Below are 24,604 nucleotides of genomic sequence, written 5' to 3'. Positions count from 1 at the left end.
ATGGATAAAAGATCAAATGTACCGATATGTCAATATCGAATATGTTGAGGCATATGTTGCCGCGATGGCGATTGAAAATGCTCACCACGCTGGAGAGTGGCGCAATCAGACGTAGCGCCGCCGAACGATGTCGAAGTGTAGACACAGGACAGCAAATTCGTGTGGCCAAGCATCCGCGCGTTGAGGCGTTTTCGCCCGCGATAGCGGGTTCAGAGTTCTCTGGGATTTGCTCCCTCCTGCGAGGCTGTGATGAGGGGAGGAAAAAGGGACGGCGCGATTGGACCGTCCCGAAACGCTGATAATCAGGCGGCGACAAGCTGCCTTGCCAGCGCCACTTCGACGGAGTCTCCGTCCTGGTTGAGGACACCGTGATCGCGCATGAAGGCCATGCTGGCGGCCGTCATGCTGCCGGTCTTGCCCGGCCGGCAGACCACTGGCGCCGGAGGCTATTATCTGGCCTGCGCAGCCACGCGGATCGGCACTCTCATCTGCCCAGGCAATCGCCGAAAGCCGATCATGCATTAAGACTGAAACCGGATCACCCTATGGGGCCAGGCCAGGGGCAGACCACTATTTGACGGATGGATAAAGAAAGCCGCTGCGGCCAAGTGACCTCAGGCGTCGGTCATTTCCCCATCTACGACCGAGTCGGGCGGGACGTCGCCCGCGTCTCCGCCTGCAAAGATTTGAGCGTTTCCGCGGGTCTCCGAACGGCTATATCTCTTGGCTGACGGAATTCCGGACGCCAAGAGGCCATTTCGGGCGGTGCTCAGCTTCCCTTCAGTTCGATCGCATCTTCCAGCAATTCCGAATTGTCCGGGAATGAGCGCCTGACCCATTCCGCGAATGACCCAACTGCCGCGGACGGTATGGATGTTCGGGGGCTAAGGAGATGGAAGGCATGACGCACGACGGGAGCCGCGTGGACAGGTTGAATGAGTGTCCCGTTTGACAAGAATCGCCCGATCAACGGCGGACCGATGAGGGCAAATCCTTGGCCGTCGAGAGCCGCCTGCACGAGGTTCGTATAGGAATTCAGCGTTATTCCGGGGCGCGCTTTTGCGATGTCGAGGCCTTGGGCCCGGAACCATATCGACCAGCGGGTTTTCTCGTCGAACGGGCCTTCCAGGTGGAGGAGCGGTTGGCGCAGCAGATCGGAGGGTGAGAGGGTAACCCCCGGCGGCAGGAACGTGCTGGCGCAGGTCGGGCTTATCTCCTGGCGGGCGAGGAACGTGCTTTCGGCTCCTTCGAAGGGCGGCGTTCCATATCTGATGGCGACGTCTATATTCTCCTCGAAACCGAGGTTTCCGTCCGAGACGATGAACCGCAGTTCGATATCAGGATGAATCGTCCGGAACTCGCCAAGCCTGGGGGAGAGCCAGTAGTGCATAAATCCGGGCGTGGTCCCGACGTTGACGATATTGCTCTCCGATCGCTTGCTAATTTCGACGGTCGCACGCAACGCCCGCTCAAGCGCATCCGAAATTGCCAGGTGATAGCGCTCGCCGACCCTCGTGAGCCGAACGGAACGCTGCAGGCGCTGGAAAAGCGGTATGCCCAGGAACTTTTCCAGTGCCTGAATCTGCTGGCTAACCGCGACGCGAGAAACGTTCAGCTCAGTCGCAGCCTTGGTAAAGCTGAGATGACGCCCGGCGGCCTCGAACGTGATGAGAAGATTTGGCGGCGGCAGTCTGTAGCGGAGCTTTTGCATAAAGCCAAACTTACGCATCCCGTAGGTATTTAGCAACTTGTTATCTGTCAACTCGACCGTAATCTGCTCGTAGATCAGCATGAAACGGTCTAATCATCCGGGAGCGCCAGCATGGAACTGTGTCATGCGGATGGTTATCGGCAAAACGCCAACAGGGGAACGAGAAATGAAGTCTATCCTTGCAGCAGTGGGCATGGTCAGCGCCGGTTTTCTTGCCGGCACGTCTTCCGCGAACGCGGCTTGTGACACCGTCACGATTACCGAGATGAACTGGGCGTCCTCGGCCGTCGTGACGGCGGTCTCCAGCTTCCTGATGGAGCAGGGCTACGGCTGTACGGTGAAGAAGGTTCCGACCTCCACCGTGCCGGCGCTGACGTCTCTTGCGGAGACGGGCCAGCCGGACATCCTCACGGAAGTCTGGCCCGGTGTCGCGGACATCTACTACAAGCTCGAGAAGGAAGGAAAGATCGTCAAGGTCGCCGACGTGCTGTCGGACGGCGGCGTCGACGCCTGGTGGATTCCCGACTATCTCGCCGAGGCCCATCCCGAACTGAAGACGATCGATGGAATCCTGGCGAATCCGACGCTTGTCGGTGGCCGATTCGTTAACTGCCCTGTCGGCACAGGTTGCCGCACGTCCAACGACAACCTGATCAAAGCCTTTGAACTCGAAAAGCACGGCATCGAGGTGTTCAATCACGGTTCGCTTGAGACGCTTGCTGCGTCCATCGCGTCCGCACATACGGCTAAGGAGCCGTGGTTCGGCTATTACTGGGCTCCGACCAGTATCCTCGGCAAATACAAAATGGTCGAAGTCGACATGGGTACCGTTGACAAGGAAAAAGCCAAATGCAACGCGACCGTCGATTGCGCGACTCCGGCCAGGACCGGCTGGCCGAAGGCGACGGTCCTCACCACCATGGCCAAGCCTTTCCATGACGCCAATCCGGAAATCGTGGCCCTGATGAGCAAGGTGAGCTTTACCAACGAAATCATGAACGGGCTGCTCGCCTGGCAGGAAGAGAACAAGGCGACGGCAGACGAGACCGCCGTTTATTTCCTGACGACCTACATGGATGTGTGGCCGAACTGGCTGTCCGAGGATGCCAAGGCCAAGGTGACGGCCATCGTCAAGTAAGCCTGTGGGGTCTGCGTGGCGCATTGGTCATCGCAGGCCCCTTTTCGTTTTTCTTGGCCTTGAGCGGAAGCGGCTGTCTATCATGACGCCGTTGCGAACGGAGGAGAGCGATGGCTTTCTACGATGGATTATTCAATGCGCTTGGACTTCGCGACTGGTGCGACGCTTCCGAGAGCAAAGGCCCGATGAGCATGGCCGAGCTGCTGAAGAAAAGCAAGGATGCCGACGGGGGCGGTCAGTCGTGGGCGGATGCGCCGTTTCCCTCGCTCGATGCCCTGCACGACGCCTGTCATGCCGTGCCGCGCACGCGTGGCCTGACCTCGGGGATTGAAAGTGGCTTCCTCTATTTGCGCGTCACGTTGAAAACCGTGCTCGACCCGCTGACGCAGCCTCTCTCTCTTGGCTTCTCGATTTTTCGCTCCGGGTGGTGGAAGTCGTTCCCTGGTGGGCGTTGGTCGCTGCGCTGCTGATCATCGTCTATCTCGCCAGCCGTTCGTGGCCGATCCTGGTCCTGGTGGCCGCGACGCTGTTTGCGCTCGGCTTCGTCGATCACCTTCACTATGCGCTGCAGACGATGGTGATCGTATTCTCCTGCACCTTCATTTGCATTCTGATCGGCATCCCCATCGGCATCCTCATGTCGAAAAGCCAGCGTATGGAGCGGTGGTCGCTGCCGGTGCTGGACATGCTTCAGACGCTGCCCTCCTTCGTTTATCTAATTCCGCTGATCTTTCTGTTCTCGGTGACCGAGTCGAAGCTCTACGGCATCGCGATCATCCTCTACGCGGTGGTCCCGGTGATCCGGCTGACCAATCTCGGTATCCGCATGGTCGATGGCAGCGTTGGCGAGGCGGCCGACGCTTTCGGCCTCGATCGCTGGCAAAAGCTGTTCAAGGTCGAGATGCCGCTCGCGCTTCCCAGCATCATGGCCGGCGTCAACCAGACGATCATGATGTCGCTGTCCATGGTGGTGATCGCATCGCTGGTTTCGGCGCCAGGTCTCGGCGTGCTGGTACTGCGCGGCATCAACAATCTCGAGCTCGGAGTCGGCCTTGTCGCGGGCCTCGGCATCGTCCTGTTGGCGATCAATTTCGACCGGGTGAGCAAGGCGTCGATGTCGCGGGTAAACTCCACTCTCCAGCCGCAGGGGAAAGGCCATTGACCGAACATCCCAAGATCGCGATCCGCAACCTCTACAAGATCTTCGGTTCCGACCCCGAGGCCATGGTCCCCAAGGTCAAGGAGGGCATGGGCAAGGCGGAGTTGCTGAAGGAGCATAGCCATGTGCTCGGGCTGCAGGACATCAATGTCGATATGCGCCGTGGTGAGATTACCGTCATCATGGGGCTTTCCGGTTCCGGCAAGTCGACGTTGATCCGCCATCTCAACGGACTGATCAAGCCGACCGCCGGCCAGATCCTGCTCGATGGCACGGATGTCGCGGGACTGACGGGCGCGCCTTTGCGGGAGCTTCGGCGGTTCCGCATGTCCATGGTCTTCCAGAACTTCGCGCTCATGCCGCATATGCGGGTGCAGCAGAATGTCGAGATGGCGCAACGCGCCCGCGGCGACAGCGAGGCCGATGCACGCCGGAATGCATTGAAGTGGCTGGAACGTCTCGGCCTCAAGGGCTTCGAGAGCTATTATCCGCAACAACTCTCCGGCGGCATGCAGCAACGCGTCGGCATCGCCCGAGCGCTGGCCTCGAATTCCGACGTCATGCTGATGGACGAGGCCTTTTCGGCGCTTGATCCCCTGATCCGCACGGACATGCAGAACCTGCTGCTGGAGCTTCAGAAGGAATTGGACAAGACGATCGTCTTCATTACCCACGACCTCGACGAGTCCCTGAAGATCGCCGATCATCTCGTGATCCTGAAGGACGGCGTCGTCGTGCAGCAGGGCGAACCGCAGGATATCATCCTCAACCCGGCCGATAATTACATTCAGAAGTTCGTCAATGACATCAATCTCGCGCGCGTGCTGCGGGCAGAATCGGCCATGATCCCCGGCATCGTGACCAACTCCGGCACGGACGGGAAGGTCGATGCCGACGACAATCTGGAACATCTGATCGCCCGGTCACAGGGAGATGTCACCCGGTCCTTCCTGGTGATGAAGGACGGCGTGCCGGTGGGCGTCGTCAAGATGGCCGATGTCTTCAAGGCCCTCGTGCCGCGCGGCGCCCGCCGGGAACAGCCCGGCGAGATACCGCGCCGCGACCAGCACGACCAGCAACAGCAGGAGCATGCTCTTTGAATTATCTCGATCATTTCTTTATCGACGGCCGATTCGTCACCACGGAGGGTCGGCCGCGACGCGACGTCATCAATCCCGCGACCGAGGAGGTCGCCGGAACGATCGCCATGGGCACGGCGGAAGACGTCGACCAGGCGGTCGCGGCCGCGCGCCGGGCGTTCGCCACCTACAGCCAATCCTCCCGCGAAGAGCGGCTGGAACTGTTCCGGCGGGCGCTTTCGATTTTCGATGAACGCGCCGAGGATCTGGCGCAACTGACGACGCTCGAAATGGGTGCGCCGATCACCTTTGCGCGCCAGGCGCAGATCGCCGGCGCGCGCGCCCACATCGCCGATGCGATCCGGATTCTCGAATATTACGAATTCGAGCGCATGGCGGGTCCGACATTGCTGTCGCTGGAGCCGATAGGCGTCTGCGCGCTGATCACGCCGTGGAATTTCCCGGTGCTTCAGATCGTCACCAAGGTCATGCCGGCCTTGGCGACCGGTTGCACGGTGGTGCTGAAGCCGAGCGAATATGCGCCGATCAGCCCGATGCTGTTTGCTGAAATTTTGCACGACGCCGGTTTCCCGGCCGGTGTCTTCAATCTCGTCAACGGCGACGGGCCGACCGTCGGCGAAGCCATGGCGCGCCATCCCGGCGTCGACATGGTGTCCTTCACCGGCTCGACCCGCGCCGGGGTGCAGGTGGCGAAAAGCGCCGCCGATACCGTCAAGCGCGTCCATCAGGAGCTTGGCGGCAATTCGGCGAACATCCTCATCGAGGATGTCGATCTGGAAAGCGCCGTCACCAAGGGCGTGCTCGGCGCCTATCGTAATGCCGGTCAGTCCTGCACGGCCCCGACGCGCATGCTTGTCCCCCGGCATCTGCAGGCCAAGGCGATCGAATACGCCCGCAGGGCCGCGCAGTCCGTCGTGCTCGGCGATGTCACCGACGATCAGGTGATGCTCGGTCCGGTCATGAACGAACGGCAGTACGAACGGGTCAAGACGCTGATCGACCGAACGATCGCCGAAGGTGCGACGGTCGTGACGGGTGGCAGCGAGCGGCCACCGACCTTGGATCGAGGCTATTTCGTGCAGCCGACCGTCTTTGCCGATGTCACGCCCGGTATGACATCTGCGCGCGAAGAAATGTTCGGCCCGGTCGTCAGCCTCATTCCCTATGACAGTATCGACGATGCGATCGCGATCGCCAACGATACGCCCTATGGCCTTGCGGCCTATCTGCAATGCGCCGACCTGTCGAAGGCCGGCAAGATTGCCAGGCAGTTGCGGGCCGGCCAGGTAACGATCAACTATCCGGCATGGGATGCCTCGGCGCCTTTCGGCGGGTTCAAGCAGTCGGGCAATGGCCGGGAATGCGGCGAGGCCGGCTTCGAGGCCTTCGTCGAGGTGAAGGCCATCGGCGGCCTGCAAGGCTGACGGCAAAGTCGAAAACGGGGATACGTTGCCGTATCCCCGTTCGACCCACCCCAATCTTGAAGCCAATATCCTCTTATTCTCAGGCTGCGGCGCGCGCGGCTCTTTCCCGCAGGATCAGATCGGCGCCTTTTTCGCCGATCGCCATGCTGATGGCGTTCAGGTTGCAGCTCGGTATCTGCGGGATGATCGAGGAATCCACGACACGCAGGCCTTCGACACCGATGACCTTGAGTTCCGGCGTCACGACGGCTGCGGGATCGATCCCCATCTTGCAGGTTCCGCAAGGGTGGTAGCTGCCGCTGGCATTCTCGCGCATATAGGCGATCCACTCGTCGTCCGTCTGCACGTCCTTGCCGGGCTTCATCTCGCCGATGACATAGGGGGCGAAGGCTTTCGATTGCAGCGCTGCCCGGGCGATCCTGCCACCGGCCATCAGCGTCTCGATGTCGTAAGGGTCGCTGAGAAGGTTCAACTGGATTTTCGGCTGCTCGTTCGGATCGGCCGAGCGCAGTTCCAGATAGCCGCGGCTGCGCGAATTGTTGACGTTGGGCTGCAGGTTGATCGCAGCCTCCTTCTGCATCTCGATGCCCTCGTCGGTGTAATTCGCGGAGAAGGCGCCGAAATGATACTGGATGTCGGGATACTCGAGATCCGGCCGCGTCCGGATCAGTCCCATGCCGGTATAGGTATAGGTGGCATAACCCGAGCGATCGAACAGAAACTGCGCGCCGTATTTCAGGATGCCGAGAAGGTTGAACTCCTGGTTCGGCGTCTTGACGTTCACATAGGCTTTCACCTGCGTGCTCGGATGTTCCTGGAGATTACGGCCGACGCCGGGACTGTCGTGAAGAACCGTGATGCCGAGGGCCCGGAGCTGGTCGCCGGGACCGATACCGGAGAGCATCAGGAGCTTTGGCGAATTGATGGCGCTCGCCGCCAGGATCACTTCTCCGGTGCATCGCTCGATCCGGGTCGTCCCGCCGCTGTCGAATTCCACGCCTGCCGCGCGGCGGCCGTCGAACACGATCCTGCGCACGAGCGCGCCCGTCACGATCTTCAGGTTCGGCCGGGACTTGATCGGGTCCAGGTAGCCTCTCGCCGCGCTGAAGCGTATCCCCCGATGCTGCGTCACCTGGCTGAAGGCGACGCCTTCGGTCGGCTCGGCATTGTAGGCGGGGTTGTGCGGGTAACCCAGCTCCTGCATCGCCTCGATGAAGACATGCGCCAGCTTCGGCGGCTTGCGCACCGTGCTGACGACGATCGGGCCGCCCTTGCCGTAGATGTCGGTCATGCCGTCGCGGTTGTCCTCGACCTTTTTGAAGTAGGGGAGGATCTCGTCATAGGACCAGCCGCGGTTTCCGAGCTGCGCCCAGTGGTCGTAATCGCCGCGATTGCCGCGCACGTAGAACATTGCATTGATCGAGCTTGAGCCGCCAAGCACCTTGCCGCGCGGCACCATGTCCCGGCGGTTGTTGCGCGTCGGATCCGGCTCGGCGATGAATTTCCAGTTGGTGCGCCTGTCCGCCATCGCCTTGAAGGCGAGCGAGGGCATCATGATGTTAAATTTCTTGTCGCTGCCGCCGGCCTCGAGGAGCAGCACCTTGATCGCGGGGTCGGCGCTCAGCCGATTGGCGAGAACGCAGCCGGCCGAGCCCGCGCCGATGACGATATAGTCCCAGTTCATGGCTGCCCCGATTATTGCATCGTTTTGTTTTGATCGATCAGCTTCGACAGTGTCCGGATCGTGCTCTTGAGATCGGCTTCGGGAATACCCGCGATCTGTGCCTGCTGGAAGTCCTGCCAGCGCCGTTTGATCGCCTCCCGGACCTGCCGGCCGGCGGGCGTGAGCGACAGGCTTCCGCCCGTGTTGGTCAGCAGCGACCGACGCGAAAGTTCGGCAACGGCGTCTTCTGTATCCCGCTGGCCGAGATAGGTTGCCGCCGCCAGTTGATCGGCCTTCAGGCCGTCCGCATCGTAAAGGCAGGCGAGGACGCGGGCGACCGAGATATCGACGCCTTCCGCCCGCCGATGCTCGTCGAAGACCGAGGACAGCAGGTTATGCACCTCGAATATCTGCGAGACGATGGTGCCCTCCGATGTCGTGTCCGGCATGGCGCCGCTGGCTTCCGGGGTCGGCGACGTCTCTGGATGGGATTCCGCGATGCTGTACTGCCCCTGCGAAAACAGCAGCGGCGTGCCCTCGAACCGGCTGGCGCGCTTGACGAGGCCGATGACGATGACATGGTCGCCGCCCTCGACCAGCGAATGTGTTTCGCATTCAAGATGTGCCAAGCAGCCGTCGATCAGCGGCGTGCCATAGGCGCCCGGCGACCAGGCGCTGTCGGCGAACTTGTCCTCGATCTTGCTAGAAAAATGACGGGAGACGTCCATCTGCTGGGAAGACAGAATGTTGACGGCGAAGCGCCCGCCGCCGGTAAAGATCGGAAAGCTGCGAGAGGTACGGGCGATCGACCAGAGGATGAGCGGCGGATCGAGCGAGACCGACGAGAAGGAGTTGACCGTCACGGCGGCGCGCCGGCCGTCGCTTTCGCCGGTGATAATGGCAATGCCTGTCCCGTATTGCCCGAGGCAGCGCCGGAACAGGCGCGCATCGGCGGCGGGATCGCCTTCCTCGGCCGGTAGATTGACGTCGATGGCGTTGACGCTTGACGTGGCTATGGCTTGCATGTCCGCCTCCTCGACCTCAGCCTACCATCAGCTTCTTGGTGGTGGCCGGCTGCTCGTAACGGCTTGCCGGAACGGGCAGGCCGAGATTTTCCCGCAACGTCCGGCCCTCGTATTCCTCGCGGAACAGGCCGCGCTTGCGCAGTTCCGGCAGCACCAGCGCGACGAAATCGTCGATGCCTTGCGGAAGAACGGCGGGCGTGATGTTGAAGCCGTCGGCGGCGCCCGCGTTGAACCAGCTCTCCATCTCGTCGGCGACGTCTTTCGCGGTGCCAACCACGGTCTTGTGTTCCTGCGCCATGCCGAGCTTCTTGTAGAGCTGGCGGATCGTCAGGTTCTGCTTCTGGGCCAGATCGTAATACATCTGGGCGCTGCTCTTGAGGCCGACCTTGTCGAAATCGGGCTTCGGCACGGGGCCATCGAGTGGCAGATGGGACAGATCGCCGAAGGACCGGTAGAGCAACTGCAGGCCGACGATCGGGTCGATCAGCGATTCCAACTGCTCGTATTTCTCCTGCGCCTCTTCACGGGTGCGGCCGACGATCGGCGTCAGGCCGAGCATCATCAGGAGATCGCTTCGCTTGCGCCCATATCCCTCGAGACGGTTCTTGACGGACGCATAGTAATCCTGCGCCGATGTGAGATCGTTCTTGGCCATGAATACCATGTCGCAAAATTTCGCGGCAATCTGCTGGCCCGGCTCGGAAACCCCGGCCTGCACGAGGATCGGCCGGCCCTGCGGCGAGCGGCGGACGCTGAGCGGGCCGCGGACGGAGAAATGCTTGCCGACATGGTCAAGCACATGCATCTTGCTGTCGTCGAAGAAGACGCCCGACTCCTTGTCGATGACGAATGCATCCTCGTCCCAGCTATCCCAGAGCCCGGTGACGACATCGACGAACTCCGCCGCGCGCTCGTAGCGGGTCTCATAGTCGAGCTGCTTGCTCATCGAAAAGTTCCACGCCTCCTGGTCCGACCAGGAGGTGACGACGTTCCAGGCAGCGCGCCCGCCGCTGATCTGATCCAGCGAGCCATATTTGCGGGCGATGTGGAACGGCTCGTTGTAGGTCGTCGAGGCGGTGGCGACCAGGCCGATGTTTTGCGTCAGGGCCGCCAGCGCTGAAAGCAGCGTCAGCGGCTCCAGCTCGACATTGTGGTGCGAGCGGCAGAGCGAGCCTTTCGGCTTGTCATCCAGGCGCACGCCGATACCGTCGGCAAGGAAGAGCATGTCGAATTTGGCACGCTCGGCCGTCCGGGCCACACCGAGGAAGGACTGGAGAAGCGAGTTGCCGCCCTTGACGGTATCCGGGTGCCGCCATGCGCCGACATGATACCCCATGTACCGCATGGAAAGACCAAGCTTCATCTGCTTTTTGCTCATGTGGACACCTCTTTGTCGATGCGAAGCATGACGCAGCGACAAGTTGAGATCACCCCACTCTCACTGGATTTGCTTCTTCTTTGAGCAAAGTCCTATTTTACGAAAGCGTTGTAAATGTCGAAAAATCTGCCGTGAACGATAAGCTCTGCTTACGCTAACGTCGATCGTGCAACATCTTTCTGGTATCCTGCTTTAAACGATTCTGCCCAAGCTGACGGACCTGTCGCGGGCGCTGCGCCCGCGTGAATGAATGCTGCGAGTAAAGACGGTGATTTTTGCTTCGGCCGGGGCCGGCCGTCCGTGAGGAGCTGGGGCGGCTTGAGGATCGGGATCGCATATCGACCTCCTCATAAACGACCTCCAAGAGGAGCTACGCGGCAACACCTACGCCTATGACACAGCACTCTATCGCCAGCGCCACAAGGTCGAATCTATTCGCCAAGCTCAAGGACTGGCGGCGCATCGCAACCCGCTACGACCGATGCGCCCATACCTTCTTCTCGGCCATCTGCATCGCCCCGCCGTCATCTTCTGGCTCTGATCAATGAGTCATCGGGTAATTTGCGGCCGCTTCCCTTCGAGCTGAAAGAGGGCTCACATGTCTGGCTGTCGAAAGCTGAAGGAAGGAAGCAGCCATGAAACATTATGCCGGAAAGCCACGACGATGGCTTCCTCGGCTGGTGTCAGCACCGTGCTCCTGGGGGACTTGGGTCCCATCGGCGCATCGGCCGTCGTGGTCCGCTTGCGCCATTTGGCCACCGTCTTCGGATTCAGGCCGTAGCGGGCGGCAAGGGACCGGGTGCTTTCTTGCGACGCTTGGAGTTCGGCTCGAAGACGCGGCGTCGTACGGGCGCTGCCGTGAAGAATACTTCCCACAAGGCATCCTCATCCTGACGACTCAGGATTAATGATGCACCATTACAGTCCGGGACTATACACCTAGGAGGTTTGAAGGGCTTATGTCGCAGATCTCACAAGAAATCAGCGGTTTAGCCAGCGAGGCGCAGAGGCCGGCGGTTCGAGCTCCTTCAAGAGCTCAGTCCGCCAGTCTTTCTTCCATTCCTTGTTCTAGGCCGGGCGCAGGACCTTGCCTACGGCGTCGGCGACGATGGCGCGCTGGCGGTCCGGCGTCCAATAGGGCTCGTCCAGAAGCGCATAGACAAGAATGCCGTCGCATTGCAGGAGAAGGCCGTCGGCGATGCGACGGGCGTCTTCGAGGGAATACCCCATCAGCCGGATCCAGCGGACGTGCTTGTCGCGCATGAAGGTATGGATGCCCCGGTGGATCTCCTGAAGCTCTGCAGAGGTCTGGGTGAGTGCCCAGAATGCCAGCCAGACGGAGAGCTCGCGCCGACGGGGCTGCTCCAGTGGCAGGAAGGCTTCCAGGCATGCGATGATTTCGGCCTCGTTCACCGTCGTGGGCCATTTGATCTGCTTCTTCGCCTTCTCCCAGGCATATTCGACGGCCGCCTTCACCATCGCCGCCCTGTTGGGAAAATGGTGGGTGATCAGTCCGATGGTCGCCCCGGCCTTCTCCGCGACCTTGCGCAGGCTGAGATTGCCGACGCCTTCGTCCGCGATGACGTCGCATACGGCTTCGACGATCCGCACGACCGGGTCGTCCTCCTTCGTCCGCCCGCTCTTACTTGCCTGCCGCATCCCGCACCCGTCATCGTTTGTCCTACGTCTCCTGAATAGAGCCTGCGGCAGCGGGAGCCAACGCCTATTGCGCGGCAATCTGTTGACGAAGAAGATAACAATCGTTATGCAAATAGATAACGATTGTTATCTTCCGGCGTCCCTTCTATCCGGCCGTGCAATTCGCGGCTTCGGAGCGGGATTGCTTGCCCCTCGGAAGGGAGAAGCGCATGGTCAGTTTTGGCGGCAATCCGCTGGAAGGCAGCTACGACTACATTGTGGTCGGCGCGGGCTCGGCCGGCTGCGTGCTGGCAAACCGGCTCTCGGCCGATGCTGACCTCCGGGTCCTGGTGCTCGAAGCCGGCGGCCGTGACCGCAGCCTGTTCATCCACATGCCCGCCGGCGTCTACAAGGTCTGGAACGATCCGAAGCTCAACTGGAATTACGCGAGCGCGCCGGAAGAAGAAATGCATGGCCGGCAGATTCCGGTTCCGCGCGGCAAGGTGCTCGGCGGCAGTTCCTCGATCAATTCCATGGTCTATCTGAGGGGACATCCGTCCGATTACGACCGTTGGGCGGCGGAGTTCGGCTTGCCGGCATGGGACTACGCCCATTGCCTGCCCTATTTCAAGAAGGCCGAGCGCAACCAGCGGGGAGAAAATCCCTGGCATGGCGGCTCGGGTCCGCTCGGCGTGAGCAAGGGCGCATCGACCAACATATTGTACGACGCATTCGTCGCTTCTGGGGAAGAGGCCGGCATCGGAACCTCGGACGATCTCAACGGCTACAAACCGGAAGGTCTCGGTCGCTACGACAGCACGAAATGGAACGGCCGCCGCTGTTCCGCCGCCGTCGCCTACCTCCATCCCGCGGCCAACCGGCCGAACCTGACGATCGTGACCGAAGCGCTGGTCGAGAAGGTCGCCATCGAGGGCGGGCGGGCCAGATCGATCATCGTGCGTCACCGCGGCCGACAGTATGTCGTTCACGCGGACCGCGAGATCCTCCTGAGTGGCGGGGCGATCAATTCGCCGCAATTGCTGCTGCTGTCGGGTGTCGGCCCGAGCGAGGCGCTTCGGGGCATGGGCCTTGACGTCCAGGCCGACCTTCCCGGCGTCGGCAGGAACCTTCAGGACCACATCGATCTGGTGATGCAGTGGAGCTGCCGCAGGAATGTCAGTCTGAAGCATCTGGCCAATCCGTTCGTCAAGGCGGCCGTCGGTGCGCGCTGGCTTCTCGACCGACGGGGTCCGGTGGCTTCAAACATCTGGGAGGCCGGGGGGCTCGTGCGGACGGAAGCGGGACTCCCGGCTCCGAACATCCAGTACCATTTCGCCCCTGTGGCGATGCGCTATGTCGACAACGAGATCCGGCTCATGCAGGGGTTCCAGATGCATGTGAGCCAGCTCCGGCAGGATGCGCGGGGGCACATCGAGCTTGCGAGTGCGGATCCGGCAAGGGCTCCGAGGATCGTCTTCAATTTCCTGCAAAGCGAGAAAGACAGGCGAGAGCTCGTCGACGGGGTGATGATGGCGCGCGACATCGTCAACCAGCCCGCGCTGCGAGCGTTCCTGGGCGAGGAATTGCTGCCCGGGCCGGCGGTGACCTCGCGCGATGACATCCTGCGTTTCGTCCAGGGCGTCAGCGAGACGGAGTTCCACCCAAGCTGCTCGTGCCGAATGGGAAGCGATGATCTCGCCGTGGTCGACACGGATCTCAAGGTGAGGGGGGTGGACGGGCTTCGGGTCGTCGATGCCTCGGTCATGCCGAACGTGATCAGTTCGAACCTCAATGCCACCGTCATCATGATCGCCGAGAAGGCCGCCGACAGCATCCTCGGGCGTCCGGCCCTCGACCCGGAACGTCCGCTCTTCTTCTTCGACGAGAAGCAGGTCGCCTGAGACGATCGTTCTCGTTCGCTGCCTTCGTCGTTGCGCATGCCAAGCTCAAAAAGAGAGGGAACCGAAATGCTGAAATTTCTTCTAGCCGCCGGCGTCAGCCTGCTTCCTTTGATGCCGTCCGCATTGCACGCCGCGGAGCCTGAGAGTTGCAGACAGGTCCGCTTCTCCGATGTCGGCTGGACCGATATCACGTCGACGACGTCGATTTCGTCGATCATCCTCGAATCGCTCGGATATGAGCCGAGCAGCATCATGCTCTCCATCCCCGTGACCTATGCAAGCTTGAAGAACAGCGAAGTCGACGTCTATCTCGGTGATTGGGAGCCCGCCATGGTGCAGGATCGCAAGCCCTATATCGAGGACAAGTCGATCGTCGTGATCGGCCCCAACCTGGAAGGCGCGAAATATACGCTCGCGGTTCCGAAGGCGGCATTCGACGCGGGGGTGAAGGATTTTGCCGACCTTGCAAAATTCGCCGAGAAATTCGAACGCAAGATCTACGGCATCGAGCCCGGAAGCACGGGCAACACCATGATCCAGGCCATGATCGACAAGAACGAGTTCGGCTTGAAGGGATGGGAGCTCGTCGAATCCTCGGAGCAAGGCATGCTCACGCAGGTCGATCGTCAGATCAACGAGGACGCCTGGATCGTTTTCCTCGGATGGGAGCCGCATCCGATGAACACCAAATACGACATAGCCTATCTGAGCGGAGGCGATGCCACGTTCGGTCCGAATTACGGCGGCGCGACGGTCTTTACCAACATTCGCACCGGCTTCGTTGCGGACTGCCCCAATGCCAGCCGCTTCCTTCAAAATCTGAAGTTCACGCTCACGATGGAAAACGAGATCATGGATGCGATCCTGAACCAGGGAGCGGACCCGAAGGAAGCTGCCGCCGCCTGGCTCAAGGCTCATCCGGATGTGATCAAGCCCTGGCTCGATGGCGTGACGACGTTCGATGGCAAGCCGGCGCTGGAAGCCGTCGAAAGCGCCCTTCAGGGGTGAGATTTCCCTGCCCGCTCCGGGGCAGAGATGCCCCGGAGACTTATTGCACTTGGACGTCGAGCGCCGGTTCGCGGCTCCCTTTGCCGCCCACATAAAATATGCTGCGCTTCACCGTCGCCATTCGAGGTGGACGGCTTGAATCCGATCGATCGCCGGGATTGCTCAAGATCGTGCGCGCTGGATGACATTAGCCCCGTGCCCTGATGAGCGTCTGAGTTGTCAGGCTGTGACCAGCATCGGAACGGCGGGGCGACGGGTCTGATGCTCGAACATGGCGGCGTCGGCGTCGAGCGGCCTGCCGTTGAAGAGAGCGTTGCCGCATCTGCCGCGCTTTCCCGCACCGGCCGGCTTGTCGGCGGGCGTCCGATTGACCGCCGCGCATCCCGGGCAAACAATCTCGCGATTGCGCATCATAGGTTCGATACTCCGCAAGCAGCCTGTCTCCCGCTACTATCGATATGGTGGAAGGTTCTGTTGACAAAATATACGTAATGGCGTAGATACGCAAATATGATTATTAAAACAGAAATGGACGCAAACGCGATGCGCGCCGCCGTCGATCGGGCGAGCGAACTGATGAAGGCACTGTCGAGCCAGCATCGCCTGATGATCCTGTGTCACCTCGTCGATGGGGAGAAGTCCGTCGGCCAGCTCGCTGAATTTCTCGGCATTCGCGATTCGACGGTTTCGCAGCATCTGGCGCTGCTGCGCCGCGATGGCATCATCGCCGGCCGCCGTGATGGACAGACGATCTGGTACCGCATCGAAGCCGATATCGCGCGTCAGGTCGTGAGCGTGCTCTATACCCATTACTGCGCGCCCGACACCTGACCCCGAAAGCCACGCCTGGCGACGCCGCCCGTCAGACGCCAATGGCAGTGGCGCGGGCGGCGGTGCGAAGGATAGCGGGCGGCCGCTGACGCAACTCCTGCTACTTGTTAAGTACGAAATAATGCTTTCAAATAAACGCAATCGAAATTATCCGTTGGACGCCCTCGAAAAAGAGCAAGAGGAAAATTCCATGCGAGTCAGGCCTGAAGTCACCGGCTTCTACGATCAGCGCACGGGGTCGATCCAGTATGTCGTCGCCGATCCGGAAACGGGGAAATGCGCGATCGTCGACCCGGTGCTCGACTATGACGAGAAATCGGCGGCGACCGCCACGGTCCATGCCGACACCATCCTCAAATTCATCGCCGGCAAGGGCTATGCGGTCGAGTGGATTCTCGACACCCACCCGCATGCCGACCATTTTTCCGCTGCCGCCTATCTCAAGGAGAGGACCGGCGCGCCGACGGCGATCGGCGAGAAGGTCGTCGAGGTCCAGACGCTGTGGAAGGATTTCTACAACTGGCCCGATTTCCCGGCCGACGGCTCCCAGTGGGACAAGCTCTTCGCCGATGGCGAGACGTTCAGGGTCGGCGATATCGACGCCAGGGTGATGTTCTCGCCCGGCCACACGCTGGCCTCGATCACCTATGTCATCGGCGATGCCGCCTTCGTCCACGACACGCTGTTCATGCCCGATAGCGGCACGGCCCGCGCCGATTTCCCCGGCGGCAGCGCCAGCCAGCTCTGGACGTCGATCCAGGCTATCCTCGCCTTGCCCGACGAGACCCGCATCTTCACCGGCCACGACTATGGGCCCGGTGGGAGGGAGCCGATGTGGGAATCGACCGTCGCCGAGCAGAAGGCGAACAACATCCATATGTCGGTTCACAAGGCCGAGGCGGCGTTCGTCGCTGCACGCCAGGCGCGCGACGAGACGCTGCCCATGCCCAAGTTGATCCTGCACGCCCTCCAGATCAACACCAATGCCGGAAGGCTGCCCGAGCCCGAGGACAATGGCCGGCGCTACATCAAGATTCCACTGAACCTGCTGGAAGGCGCCGCCTGGGACGACTGATGAAAACGATGCTGCTTTCGGACGAAGCAAGGGAACTGAGAGACAAGGTCGGCGACGCTTCCGCCTTCCTCAAGAAGCTCTCCAACCCCGACCGCCTGCTGGTCGCCTGCGCCCTTGTCGAGAGCGAGCAGTCGGTGCGCGCGCTCGAGGACGGTCTTGGCATTCGTCAGCCCGGCCTGTCGCAGCAGCTTGCCGAACTGCGTGGGGCGGGGCTGATCGTCGGACGCAAGGAAGGCAAGCAGGTGTTCTACCGGCTCGCCGACCCTCGTGTCGAAACCTTCGTCCACACCATGCACGATCTGTTCTGCAAGTAGAGCAAAGGAGACTGCTATGAAGATCAACGTCGGAACGCCCGACCACGTCGCCCGCCTCGTCATCGTCGGGCTGGTGCTCGCAGTGACGGGCGTCGTCCGCTTCTGCCCTGCTTACAGGATTTTCAATCTCTCGACATCGAGGACAACCGATAAATGACCGAATTCACTCCGTTTCTGTCGCTGTTCGGCGGCAGCCTGATCGGCCTTGCCGCCGTCCTGCTGATGGCGTTTCACGGCCGCGTCGCCGGAATGACCGGAATCCTGTCCGGAATCGTGCCGCCGTTTTCCAATGACTGGGGCTGGCGGGCGGCGTTCCTTGCCGGAGCCATCGGCGCACCGGCGCTGATCGTCATGTCGACCGGGTATGCAATTCCCTTTGAAAGTCCCACGCCTGCGCCCTGGCTGGTCGCCGGCGGGCTGACCGTCGGCGTCGGCGTCACTTTCGGCTCGGGCTGCACGTCCGGCCATGGCGTCTGCGGCATGGCGCGGCTTTCGCCACGCTCGATCGTCGCGACGTTCACCTTCATGGCCTCGACCGCCGCCACCGTCTTCGTCGTCCGTCACCTCATCGGAGGCTTGTAATGGCTCGTATTGTTTCCGCTCTCCTCATCGGGCTGATCTTCGGCTCCGGCATCGCGCTTTCGGGCATGGCCAACCCGGCGAAAGTTCTGAACTTCTTCGACTTCGCCGGCACATGGGACCCGTCGCTCGCCTTCGTCATGGGCGGCGCGCTGATCGTCACCGCAATCGGTTACGCTTTCGTGCTGAGGCGCGGAGCGCCGATCTTCGATCGCCTGTTCCATCTGCCGACGCGCCGCGATCTGGATGTCCCGCTCGTCGCCGGCGCGGCCGTTTTCGGCATCGGCTGGGGCATCACCGGCTTCTGCCCGGGCGGAGCCATTCCCGCGCTTGGCCTCGGCCATGGCGACGCTTGGCTGTTCGTCGGCTCCATGATCGGCGGCATCGCGGTGGCGCGGCTTACCCGTCACGCCATGGCCGTACGCACGGCCGCCGACACCGCCTGACCAGAACCGTACGCCATTTTCCTTTCCTCCAATGGGTGAAAACCTATGACGGCACGGTGCTGACCAGCGACCTGCTGGCGGCGGTGATCGTCACCATCATACTGATCCCGCAATCGCTGGCCTATGCCATGTTGGCCTTTCATCCGGCTATCCGGTCACCGGCGGCTTTGCCCGCTCGGTCGTCAATTTCGACGCGGGCGCGCAGACGCCTGCGGCCGGCGTGTTCACCGCCATCGGCATCGCGCCGGCGGCGCTATTCCTGACCCCGTTGCTGGCCAGCCTGCCGCAGGCGACGCTCGCCGCCACGATCATCGTCGCGCTGGGGCAGGGCGGACTGATGGTACCTGCACAGGCCGGGGACTTCGCTGTACGGCTGGACGACCAGCGCTGTACGACGCTCCATTTGAAGCCGCCAGTCTTCGATGACGTACTCGTATCAGCTCAACGCATCGAAGACTTCTGAACGGCGCTGAGACCAGAGGTCGTTGAGACCGTCGTCAACACGGGCATAATGGTGACGACGCGCTTGCAAAGACCAGCCTTGTTCATGTGGCTCTCCTGGATGGAGCCATGCCGTGACCGATATCGGCCTTGGCTGGCGATGCGATCGCGCGCGACCCGAACTGAAGCAGAGCGACTCCCGCGAGAATGAGGCACATCGCCAGATAGCCCAGCGGCTGGATCGCCTCGCCCACGAAAACGACGCCGATCACCAGCGCCACGACGGGCGGAATGTAGGTCACGCTCGAGGCTGCGAGTGCGCCAAGGTTTTCGACGATGTGATAATAGGCGACATAGGCGAGGCCGGTTCCGCAGAGGCCGAGACCGATGACAAGGCCGATCCAGGCCCGATTATCGGCAAAGACCGCGCCGACCCCCTCGACCGGGATCACCATGAACAGCAGGAGCATGGCGATGCCAATCTGGTAAGTCGTCAAAGCGGCAGCCGGCAGCTTCAGCGGGCTGACGAATTTCCTGGCATAGACGAAGGAACATCCGACGCTGAGCGCGCCTGCGATCATCCAGACGACACCGGCAATATCGATTTCGCCGCCAGCCGACCACGGCCGGGCGATCAGCAACACGCCGACAAAGCCGAGGGCAACGCTGATCGCCTTTGTTGTCGTGATGCGTTCCTCGTGCAGGAACAGGAAGGCGCAGACGAAGGTGAACAGCGGGATCGCCCCGCTCAGCATTCCGGCGATGCTCGACGGCAGCAAGGCCGTGCCCTTGGCGAAGGCGAAATAATAAAGGGCGGTCGCCACCAGCGCCATGACCACGAAATGATGGGCATGGCGGGCATGGCGCCACCGCAATTCCCCCCGCAGCAGCGCGAAGAGGAAGACCGGCAGGAAACCGAAAACGACGCGCAGCAGTGTGATCTGCGCGGGCGTAATGTATTCCGCCGCCCATTTGACGAAGATGAAGTTGCTTCCCCAGATGAAGCCGAGGAAGCAGAACGCGAGCCAGGCAGTTTTCTTCATGGGATCACACGGCGCGGGTGACGCCACCGTCGACCCGGATATTCTGCCCAGTGATATAGGCCGCGCCATCGGACGCGAGGAAAGATATCGTCGCCGCGATCTCATCGGACGTGCCATAGCGCTTCAAGGGGACACCGTCGCGACGCTCTTCGGTCGCCGGGAGGCTGTCGATCCAACCGGGCAGCACGTTGTTCATGCGGATATTGTCGGCGGCGTATTCGTCGGCGAAGATCTTCGTGAAGGAGGCGAGCCCAGCACGGGCGACGACCGAGGTCGGGAACATCGCGCTCGGCTCGAAGGCCCAGGTCGTCGAGATATTGACGATGACGCCGCCCTTCTGCTTCTGCATGACGGGCGTAACCAGACGCGCCGGCCGCACCACATTCAGGAAATAGGTATCGAACCCGGCGTGCCAGTCCTCATCGGTGATTTCGAGGATTTGCTTGCGCGGGCCGTGGCCGGCGCTGTTGACCAGCACGTCGATGCGGCCCCAGCGTTCGAGCGTGCCGTCAACGAGGCGCTTCAGATCGTCATTGGACTGGTTCGAGCCGGTCACGCCGAAGCCGCCAAGTTCCTTGGCCAGCGCCTCGCCCTTGCCGGAGGACGAAAGGATCGCGACCTTGAAGCCATCTGCAGCCAGCCGCCGCGCCGCCGCTGCACCCATGCCGCTGCCGCCGGCCACAACGATTGCAACTTTTTCTCCTGACATCGAAGCCTCCTGCGGTTGAACTTTGCGGGCGTTATGCCAGAAATCGGATAGGCTTTCGCGCCAGAAAGAAACCTGTCAGACTGTAGGAAAGCTACAGGCAGATCTTATGCGCTCCACACGCCGAACCCTCCCGCCGCTGAATGCCATGCGCGCTTTCGAAGTCTCCGGTCGCAGGCTGAGCTTCCGCGCGGCCGCCGACGAACTGGGCGTAACGCAGGGAGCCGTGGCGCAGCAGGTTCGCGCGCTCGAGGACCAGCTTGGCGTCGCGCTGTTTCAGCGGTTGCAGCGCGGCCTTGCCCTGACCTCGCAGGGCGCCGCCTATCTCGCCGACGTGACACGCGCCTTCGACATGCTGGGCGAGGCGACCGGACGGCTTCTCACCAGGCCGGAAGCGGTGACGATCAGCGTCACCCCGACCGTCGCCGCAAAGCTGCTGATCCCGCGCCTCGCCGAATTGTCCGCCGCTTTGCCGGGCATAGAGTTGCGTACGGTAGCGACCGAGGCGCTCTCCGACTTCGATCGCGACCAGGTGGACATTGCGGTTCGCCTGAGCCGTACGCCGTTTCCGGCGAGCCTGGAGGCAAGGTTGCTGTTTCGTCAGGAACTGATTGCGGTCGCCAGTCCACATCTGGTCAGGGATATGAGCCTCCCGCTGACGGTCGAGCAACTTCAGAACCTGCCGCTTCTCCACGACGCACATGATCAGTGGCCAAGATTCTTACAAGCCGCCGGCAAGTTGCCCGGCGCCGTTTTCAACCAGACGACCTTGGCACTGGACGCCGCCCTGGCGGGTCAAGGTGTCGCTCTGGCTTGCCGCGCGTTCGTCGCGGCCGATCTCGAAGCTGGGCGTCTGGTGCAAGTGACGGAGGCGACAATCTTCCGGGAGCCCGACTATTTTCTGGTCCGCAAGCGATCGCCGCCGCCGAGGAAGGCGGTTGAGGCCGTATGGACGTGGTGCGCAACGCGGCTGCCGCTTCCTGCAGATCATGCCGCCGCTACTCCTGCGGACGACGCCTGATACTCTCCATCTGCTGAATCACCTGGCGCTGCCCGTTGACGATCGCCTCGCAAAGCGTCTTCAGCTCGCTCCATGCCGGCTTCCGGCAGTCCTTTCACAAAGCCTTACATCGAAGCCAATAACCGCATGCATGCCGACATGGCGGTCGAATTCACGGGTGATGCCGACGTGGACTTCATGCGCGGCATGATCCCGCACCACCAGGGCGCCATCGATATGGCGAAGGTCGTGCTTGAATACGGCAAGGACGCGGAAGTCCGCAAACTCGCCGAAGAGGTGATCAAGGCCCAGGAAGGTGAGATCGCCATGATGAAGAAGTGGCTCGCCGAAGGGAGGCAGTAGACGATTCTATCATTTCATCGCCTCGGCGATCAGTGCAATCGAGCGCAGTCGGGCCTGATGGTCATAGACGTCGGAGACGATCATCACCTCGTCTATGCCGGTCTCGGCAATGAAGCCTTGCAATCCTGGTTTTCGCCAGCAGGCGCGAGAAACGCCTGAAGCTCCAACCGGCCTGCGGAAACTGGGTGCCGAACGTGTATCAGCGCCTGCGCCGGCTCCTGCCGCTCGTGATTGCACATTGGCTGATGGATGGCGCGTCAGTTTTCGTTGGCAGCATCCTGCCGCTGCTCACATAGCAGCTGCACCCGGAGGGCCTTTAACTATGCCGGTGAGCAACGATGCGACCTTGCCGCGGACGTCTTCGTTCCTCCCCGGGGGACCAGGTTTCACTCAAGGATGACCGGCAGGCCATTAATCGGCTCTTCCGGGAACACCCCCGTCAATCCGGCAGAACGGTATCCCTTGCTAGAAGCACATCACACGACGAAGCCGCAAGGACCCTGCGAGCGACGCTGCCCAGAACCATTTTGGAAACGGCGTTTCTGCCCTGGACACCGAGCGCCACGAGGTCCGTTTTCCTGGACCTCGCCAATCGAACGAGTGCCGTCGCGGCATTGCCGCGTACAACCCGGATATTTCCTTGCATCGAAAGTTTGGTGACTATTGAATTAAGGCCATCCTTGGCCGCCCGGGCTTTGGCCTGTCGATATCGATCGATCTCCAACTGAGGGGTTCCCGCTTTCAGCATGGCCTGCTCGAAGGTGAGCGGGATCTCGAGAGCGTGGACCAACTCGAGCACTGCCTGAGGGGCTAGTCCTGCGGCAGCCTGCGCAGCGGCAATTGAAATCGGCGAGAAATCGATTGCGGCAACCACGCTGCGATATGGTTCATTCGTCTCTCGCTTTACGACCAGGATCGGGCATGGGCTGGAACGCACTACGCGGTCTGCTGTCGAACCAAACAGTCGCTCGCGCAGGTTTTGCGGCTTTCCTGGGCCAATGATCAGCAGATCAGCGTTGGCGTCGCGTGCCAGCTGATCGATGATGTGATCGGGCTTGCCGCATTCCACCCGGACTTCTGCTTGAAGGTCTGCGGACGCGGCCAAGCGTTCAAGAGATGCCGCCGCATCCGCTGTAAGCACTTGGGCAATCGCTTCTACCGTCGCCGGAGTTGGTAGATCGGGATCGGATGCGGAGAGGCTTTCGATCGCATGAACCAGAATGAGCCTGGACTCATGCTCGGCGGCAAGCTGGATCGCACGCCGGACAACGGGCTCATCGCCGCTTTCAAGCGCGATCGCCGCAATGATTGTTTTGATCGTCATACCGCCTCTCCTGACATCCAAAGAGAAGCCGAAACTCGATCGGCTTCTCCCGCTGTTCCTAGATCGGATAGCGAAGGATTGCCGCCAGTTCCTTGCCGCCCGGGATATCCTCGCGCCGCACGCCCATGACGCGGGCGCCGCTCGCCAGCGCGCGCGCCGCGATCTCGTCGACGATGCCATAGGCCTTGGCGTCGTCCTTCTCGACGAAAGTGACGGCGCCGCTCTCGTCATCGACGAAGCCGGGAACGGTGGTGTCGATATCGATCAGCAAGGTATCGATACCGCCGAAGGTGGCCGCCCGCGCCGCATCCGCCATGTCGGTCGTCGTGCGACTGTCCCCCGCACGCTTGTCGAACAGCGCATGGATATCGGCGATCTTGGCAGCATAGGCCTTGTCGAGGATGGGTCTTGCCTTGCCGGCAAGCTCGGCCTCGCTGAACTGGTCGGGGCTATCGGCGATCGTCTCCTTCAGAAGATGCGGATAGGAGCAGGTCTGGGCGAAGAGCGACGCCAGCCTGCCGGTGGCGGCCAGCACCAGCGGGGTCTCGCGGCCGGACAGGATCTGGCGAAGCGCGGCGTCGACCTTGCGGACATATTGCTGCAAGCGAACGTTCTGCCCCTCGGAGCCATGGATGCGGCCGCTGAAGGAGCGATCGTTCAGGGTCGACTTGCCGGCCGCCGAGGCTGCATCCTTGGGCATGTCGGGCACCTTCACCACCTCCGGCGTAAGATCGGCGTGCATTTCGACCAGACGGACGGCGTTTTCCGAAAGGGCGAGGATGAAGGCCGAGTGCGGGAAGGTGACGGCGCGCAGAAGCGGCTTCAGATGGAAACGGTCGGAAACCTGCACCATCGAGGTCAGATCGTTGGCCAGCCGGTATGTGCGGATCGAATCCGCCGTTGCAAACACGGCCAGGCTGTTTGCCTGAAAGCGCCAGAACTCATCGTCGTCCAGCAGGTCGCTGAGACTGTCGATCAAAACCGCAAGCCTGCGCTTGTCGAAGCCGGCATCCTGAAGCTGCGACTGGGCTTCGCGCATGAGATTGCCGAACTCGATCCGGGACGCTCCTACCTCCTGCGTAACTGGCGTGGTCTTCACGTAGATCGAAACGCAGGCATCCGCGCGCGCAGCGGATAGTGTTGCGAATTCACTTCGCGTGGGAATGTCTACATAAAGCATGAAGTCTCCTTATTGATGTTGCCGGATAAGCTGATCTGCAATTATCCGCCTGGATACGCTTTCATTAAAGCATATGGCCCGGCCATGCCATGATCTCGTCGGTTGTCCTCCCCCAACATAGGTGCTACGCGCGTGGAAATCATCTTGTTGCGACGAA

24 protein-coding genes and 4 pseudogenes are annotated in these 24,604 nt (G+C 61.5%); 17 read left to right on the top strand and 11 right to left on the bottom strand.

Annotation, left to right across the window (positions count from 1 at the left end):
* Window positions 1–769 precede the first annotated feature (769 nt).
* Complete coding sequence (locus KYK29_RS07255; protein ID WP_254690221.1) at window positions 770–1,792, bottom strand: LysR substrate-binding domain-containing protein; 1,023 nt, start codon at window positions 1,790–1,792, stop codon at window positions 770–772.
* A gap of 85 nt (window positions 1,793–1,877) precedes the next feature.
* On the opposite strand from KYK29_RS07255, the gene KYK29_RS07250 reads away from it, so the two are divergent.
* From KYK29_RS07250 to KYK29_RS07230, 5 genes are all read left to right on the top strand, one after another.
* Complete coding sequence (locus KYK29_RS07250; protein WP_254690220.1) at window positions 1,878–2,849, top strand: ABC transporter substrate-binding protein; 972 nt, start codon at window positions 1,878–1,880, stop codon at window positions 2,847–2,849.
* A 110-nt stretch (window positions 2,850–2,959) separates the two neighbouring features.
* Complete coding sequence (locus KYK29_RS07245; RefSeq protein ID WP_254690219.1) at window positions 2,960–3,319, top strand: hypothetical protein; 360 nt, start codon at window positions 2,960–2,962, stop codon at window positions 3,317–3,319.
* Window positions 3,277–4,011, top strand: coding sequence for an ABC transporter permease (locus tag KYK29_RS07240; protein ID WP_254690218.1), 735 nt, complete (start codon window positions 3,277–3,279; stop codon window positions 4,009–4,011). The genes KYK29_RS07245 and KYK29_RS07240 overlap by 43 nt, the downstream gene beginning before the upstream one ends.
* A complete protein-coding gene (locus KYK29_RS07235; RefSeq protein WP_254690217.1) occupies window positions 4,008–5,108 on the top strand; it encodes a quaternary amine ABC transporter ATP-binding protein in 1,101 nt (366 codons plus the stop codon). The genes KYK29_RS07240 and KYK29_RS07235 overlap by 4 nt, the downstream gene beginning before the upstream one ends.
* Window positions 5,105–6,532, top strand: a complete 1,428-nt coding sequence (locus KYK29_RS07230) for an aldehyde dehydrogenase family protein (protein WP_254690216.1) — start codon at window positions 5,105–5,107, stop codon at window positions 6,530–6,532. Before KYK29_RS07235 ends, KYK29_RS07230 begins: the two co-directional genes overlap by 4 nt.
* Window positions 6,533–6,611: 79 nt before the next feature.
* Here KYK29_RS07230 and KYK29_RS07225 read toward each other — a convergent pair whose 3' ends face one another.
* From KYK29_RS07225 to KYK29_RS07215, 3 genes are read right to left on the bottom strand one after another with little or no spacing between them, the layout of a single operon-like run.
* Window positions 6,612–8,216 carry a GMC family oxidoreductase gene (locus KYK29_RS07225; protein WP_254690215.1) on the bottom strand — a complete coding sequence of 535 codons (1,605 nt, stop codon included), beginning with the start codon at window positions 8,214–8,216 and terminating at the stop codon, window positions 6,612–6,614.
* Window positions 8,217–8,227: 11 nt separating this feature from the next.
* Window positions 8,228–9,220 (bottom strand): flavin reductase, encoded by a 993-nt coding sequence (locus KYK29_RS07220; RefSeq protein WP_254690214.1) that lies wholly within the window; start codon window positions 9,218–9,220, stop codon window positions 8,228–8,230.
* 16 nt (window positions 9,221–9,236) lie between these two features.
* On the bottom strand, window positions 9,237–10,598 hold the full coding sequence (locus KYK29_RS07215; protein ID WP_254690213.1) for an LLM class flavin-dependent oxidoreductase: 1,362 nt from the start codon (window positions 10,596–10,598) through the stop codon (window positions 9,237–9,239).
* Window positions 10,599–10,989: 391 nt separating this feature from the next.
* On the opposite strand from KYK29_RS07215, the pseudogene KYK29_RS07210 reads away from it, so the two are divergent.
* Window positions 10,990–11,139: pseudogene (locus tag KYK29_RS07210) on the top strand (transposase); the annotation flags it as partial.
* 83 nt (window positions 11,140–11,222) lie between these two features.
* Here the strand turns inward: KYK29_RS07210 and KYK29_RS07205 are convergent.
* Window positions 11,223–11,474, bottom strand: a pseudogene (locus KYK29_RS07205) (IS481 family transposase); the annotation flags it as partial.
* A 192-nt stretch (window positions 11,475–11,666) separates the two neighbouring features.
* Entirely contained in the window at window positions 11,667–12,257 is a 591-nt protein-coding gene (locus tag KYK29_RS07200; protein WP_254690212.1) for a TetR/AcrR family transcriptional regulator, read from the bottom strand.
* A gap of 209 nt (window positions 12,258–12,466) precedes the next feature.
* Between KYK29_RS07200 and KYK29_RS07195 the strand changes: the two genes are divergently transcribed.
* Window positions 12,467–14,137 carry a choline dehydrogenase gene (locus KYK29_RS07195; protein ID WP_254690211.1) on the top strand — a complete coding sequence of 557 codons (1,671 nt, stop codon included), beginning with the start codon at window positions 12,467–12,469 and terminating at the stop codon, window positions 14,135–14,137.
* Window positions 14,138–14,203: 66 nt separating this feature from the next.
* Complete coding sequence (locus KYK29_RS07190) at window positions 14,204–15,145, top strand: choline ABC transporter substrate-binding protein (RefSeq protein WP_254690210.1); 942 nt, start codon at window positions 14,204–14,206, stop codon at window positions 15,143–15,145.
* A gap of 219 nt (window positions 15,146–15,364) precedes the next feature.
* Here the strand turns inward: KYK29_RS07190 and KYK29_RS07185 are convergent, their stop codons facing one another.
* Window positions 15,365–15,559, bottom strand: a complete 195-nt coding sequence (locus KYK29_RS07185; RefSeq protein WP_254690209.1) for a hypothetical protein — start codon at window positions 15,557–15,559, stop codon at window positions 15,365–15,367.
* Window positions 15,560–15,655: 96 nt separating this feature from the next.
* Here KYK29_RS07185 and KYK29_RS07180 point away from each other — a divergent pair, with 96 nt between their 5' ends.
* The 7 genes and pseudogenes from KYK29_RS07180 to KYK29_RS07150 all read left to right on the top strand — a co-directional run.
* Complete coding sequence (locus KYK29_RS07180) at window positions 15,656–15,976, top strand: ArsR/SmtB family transcription factor (protein WP_254690208.1); 321 nt, start codon at window positions 15,656–15,658, stop codon at window positions 15,974–15,976.
* A gap of 190 nt (window positions 15,977–16,166) precedes the next feature.
* Window positions 16,167–17,051 carry an MBL fold metallo-hydrolase gene (locus tag KYK29_RS07175; RefSeq protein WP_254690207.1) on the top strand — a complete coding sequence of 295 codons (885 nt, stop codon included), beginning with the start codon at window positions 16,167–16,169 and terminating at the stop codon, window positions 17,049–17,051.
* Window positions 17,051–17,365: an ArsR/SmtB family transcription factor gene (locus KYK29_RS07170; protein ID WP_254690206.1), complete on the top strand. Its 315-nt coding sequence runs from the start codon at window positions 17,051–17,053 to the stop codon at window positions 17,363–17,365. Before KYK29_RS07175 ends, KYK29_RS07170 begins: the two co-directional genes overlap by 1 nt.
* 16 nt (window positions 17,366–17,381) lie before the next feature.
* A complete protein-coding gene (locus KYK29_RS07165; protein WP_254690205.1) occupies window positions 17,382–17,522 on the top strand; it encodes a YgaP family membrane protein in 141 nt (46 codons plus the stop codon).
* Complete coding sequence (locus tag KYK29_RS07160) at window positions 17,519–17,947, top strand: YeeE/YedE family protein (protein ID WP_254690204.1); 429 nt, start codon at window positions 17,519–17,521, stop codon at window positions 17,945–17,947. Before KYK29_RS07165 ends, KYK29_RS07160 begins: the two co-directional genes overlap by 4 nt.
* Window positions 17,947–18,390 carry a DUF6691 family protein gene (locus KYK29_RS07155; RefSeq protein ID WP_254690203.1) on the top strand — a complete coding sequence of 148 codons (444 nt, stop codon included), beginning with the start codon at window positions 17,947–17,949 and terminating at the stop codon, window positions 18,388–18,390. Before KYK29_RS07160 ends, KYK29_RS07155 begins: the two co-directional genes overlap by 1 nt.
* Before the next feature lie 136 nt (window positions 18,391–18,526).
* A pseudogene (locus KYK29_RS07150) lies at window positions 18,527–18,712 on the top strand (SulP family inorganic anion transporter); the annotation flags it as partial.
* A gap of 223 nt (window positions 18,713–18,935) precedes the next feature.
* Here the strand turns inward: KYK29_RS07150 and KYK29_RS07145 are convergent.
* Window positions 18,936–19,874, bottom strand: a complete 939-nt coding sequence (locus KYK29_RS07145; RefSeq protein ID WP_254690202.1) for a DMT family transporter — start codon at window positions 19,872–19,874, stop codon at window positions 18,936–18,938.
* A gap of 4 nt (window positions 19,875–19,878) precedes the next feature.
* Entirely contained in the window at window positions 19,879–20,583 is a 705-nt protein-coding gene (locus tag KYK29_RS07140; RefSeq protein WP_254690201.1) for an SDR family oxidoreductase, read from the bottom strand.
* A gap of 106 nt (window positions 20,584–20,689) precedes the next feature.
* On the opposite strand from KYK29_RS07140, the gene KYK29_RS07135 reads away from it, so the two are divergent.
* A complete protein-coding gene (locus KYK29_RS07135) occupies window positions 20,690–21,601 on the top strand; it encodes a LysR substrate-binding domain-containing protein (protein WP_254690200.1) in 912 nt (303 codons plus the stop codon).
* A 96-nt stretch (window positions 21,602–21,697) separates the two neighbouring features.
* Window positions 21,698–21,943: pseudogene (copM, locus tag KYK29_RS07130) on the top strand (CopM family metallochaperone); the annotation flags it as partial.
* A gap of 439 nt (window positions 21,944–22,382) precedes the next feature.
* On the opposite strand, the gene KYK29_RS07120 reads toward copM, so the two are convergent.
* Together KYK29_RS07120 and KYK29_RS07115 are read right to left on the bottom strand one after the other, a co-directional pair.
* Entirely contained in the window at window positions 22,383–23,267 is an 885-nt protein-coding gene (locus KYK29_RS07120) for a universal stress protein (RefSeq protein ID WP_254690199.1), read from the bottom strand.
* Between the two features lie 58 nt (window positions 23,268–23,325).
* Window positions 23,326–24,447 (bottom strand): baeRF11 domain-containing protein, encoded by a 1,122-nt coding sequence (locus KYK29_RS07115; RefSeq protein ID WP_254690198.1) that lies wholly within the window; start codon window positions 24,445–24,447, stop codon window positions 23,326–23,328.
* Window positions 24,448–24,604: the final 157 nt, after the last annotated feature.

The sequence above is a fragment of the Shinella daejeonensis genome, assembly GCF_024281235.1.
GTDB classification, from domain to species: Bacteria; Pseudomonadota; Alphaproteobacteria; order Rhizobiales; family Rhizobiaceae; genus Shinella; species Shinella daejeonensis.
The sequence above is the reverse complement of the archived record's forward strand: the minus strand, read 5'-3'. Positions and strand labels throughout refer to the sequence as shown.

Excerpts from the sequence above, each read along its gene's own strand:
- KYK29_RS07255 (WP_254690221.1), bottom strand. The coding sequence starts at position 1,792 with ATGCTGATCTACGAGCAGATTACGGTCGAGTTGACAGATAACAAGTTG.
- KYK29_RS07250 (WP_254690220.1), top strand. The coding sequence starts at position 1,878 with ATGAAGTCTATCCTTGCAGCAGTGGGCATGGTCAGCGCCGGTTTTCTT.
- KYK29_RS07245 (WP_254690219.1), top strand. The coding sequence starts at position 2,960 with ATGGCTTTCTACGATGGATTATTCAATGCGCTTGGACTTCGCGACTGG.
- KYK29_RS07225 (WP_254690215.1), bottom strand. The coding sequence starts at position 8,216 with ATGAACTGGGACTATATCGTCATCGGCGCGGGCTCGGCCGGCTGCGTT.
- KYK29_RS07220 (WP_254690214.1), bottom strand. The coding sequence starts at position 9,220 with ATGCAAGCCATAGCCACGTCAAGCGTCAACGCCATCGACGTCAATCTA.
- KYK29_RS07215 (WP_254690213.1), bottom strand. The coding sequence starts at position 10,598 with ATGAGCAAAAAGCAGATGAAGCTTGGTCTTTCCATGCGGTACATGGGG.
- KYK29_RS07200 (WP_254690212.1), bottom strand. The coding sequence starts at position 12,257 with ATGCGGCAGGCAAGTAAGAGCGGGCGGACGAAGGAGGACGACCCGGTC.
- KYK29_RS07195 (WP_254690211.1), top strand. The coding sequence starts at position 12,467 with ATGGTCAGTTTTGGCGGCAATCCGCTGGAAGGCAGCTACGACTACATT.
- KYK29_RS07190 (WP_254690210.1), top strand. The coding sequence starts at position 14,204 with ATGCTGAAATTTCTTCTAGCCGCCGGCGTCAGCCTGCTTCCTTTGATG.
- KYK29_RS07185 (WP_254690209.1), bottom strand. The coding sequence starts at position 15,559 with ATGATGCGCAATCGCGAGATTGTTTGCCCGGGATGCGCGGCGGTCAAT.
- KYK29_RS07180 (WP_254690208.1), top strand. The coding sequence starts at position 15,656 with ATGATTATTAAAACAGAAATGGACGCAAACGCGATGCGCGCCGCCGTC.
- KYK29_RS07175 (WP_254690207.1), top strand. The coding sequence starts at position 16,167 with ATGCGAGTCAGGCCTGAAGTCACCGGCTTCTACGATCAGCGCACGGGG.
- KYK29_RS07170 (WP_254690206.1), top strand. The coding sequence starts at position 17,051 with ATGAAAACGATGCTGCTTTCGGACGAAGCAAGGGAACTGAGAGACAAG.
- KYK29_RS07165 (WP_254690205.1), top strand. The coding sequence starts at position 17,382 with ATGAAGATCAACGTCGGAACGCCCGACCACGTCGCCCGCCTCGTCATC.
- KYK29_RS07160 (WP_254690204.1), top strand. The coding sequence starts at position 17,519 with ATGACCGAATTCACTCCGTTTCTGTCGCTGTTCGGCGGCAGCCTGATC.
- KYK29_RS07155 (WP_254690203.1), top strand. The coding sequence starts at position 17,947 with ATGGCTCGTATTGTTTCCGCTCTCCTCATCGGGCTGATCTTCGGCTCC.
- KYK29_RS07145 (WP_254690202.1), bottom strand. The coding sequence starts at position 19,874 with ATGAAGAAAACTGCCTGGCTCGCGTTCTGCTTCCTCGGCTTCATCTGG.
- KYK29_RS07140 (WP_254690201.1), bottom strand. The coding sequence starts at position 20,583 with ATGTCAGGAGAAAAAGTTGCAATCGTTGTGGCCGGCGGCAGCGGCATG.
- KYK29_RS07135 (WP_254690200.1), top strand. The coding sequence starts at position 20,690 with ATGCGCTCCACACGCCGAACCCTCCCGCCGCTGAATGCCATGCGCGCT.
- KYK29_RS07120 (WP_254690199.1), bottom strand. The coding sequence starts at position 23,267 with ATGACGATCAAAACAATCATTGCGGCGATCGCGCTTGAAAGCGGCGAT.
- KYK29_RS07115 (WP_254690198.1), bottom strand. The coding sequence starts at position 24,447 with ATGCTTTATGTAGACATTCCCACGCGAAGTGAATTCGCAACACTATCC.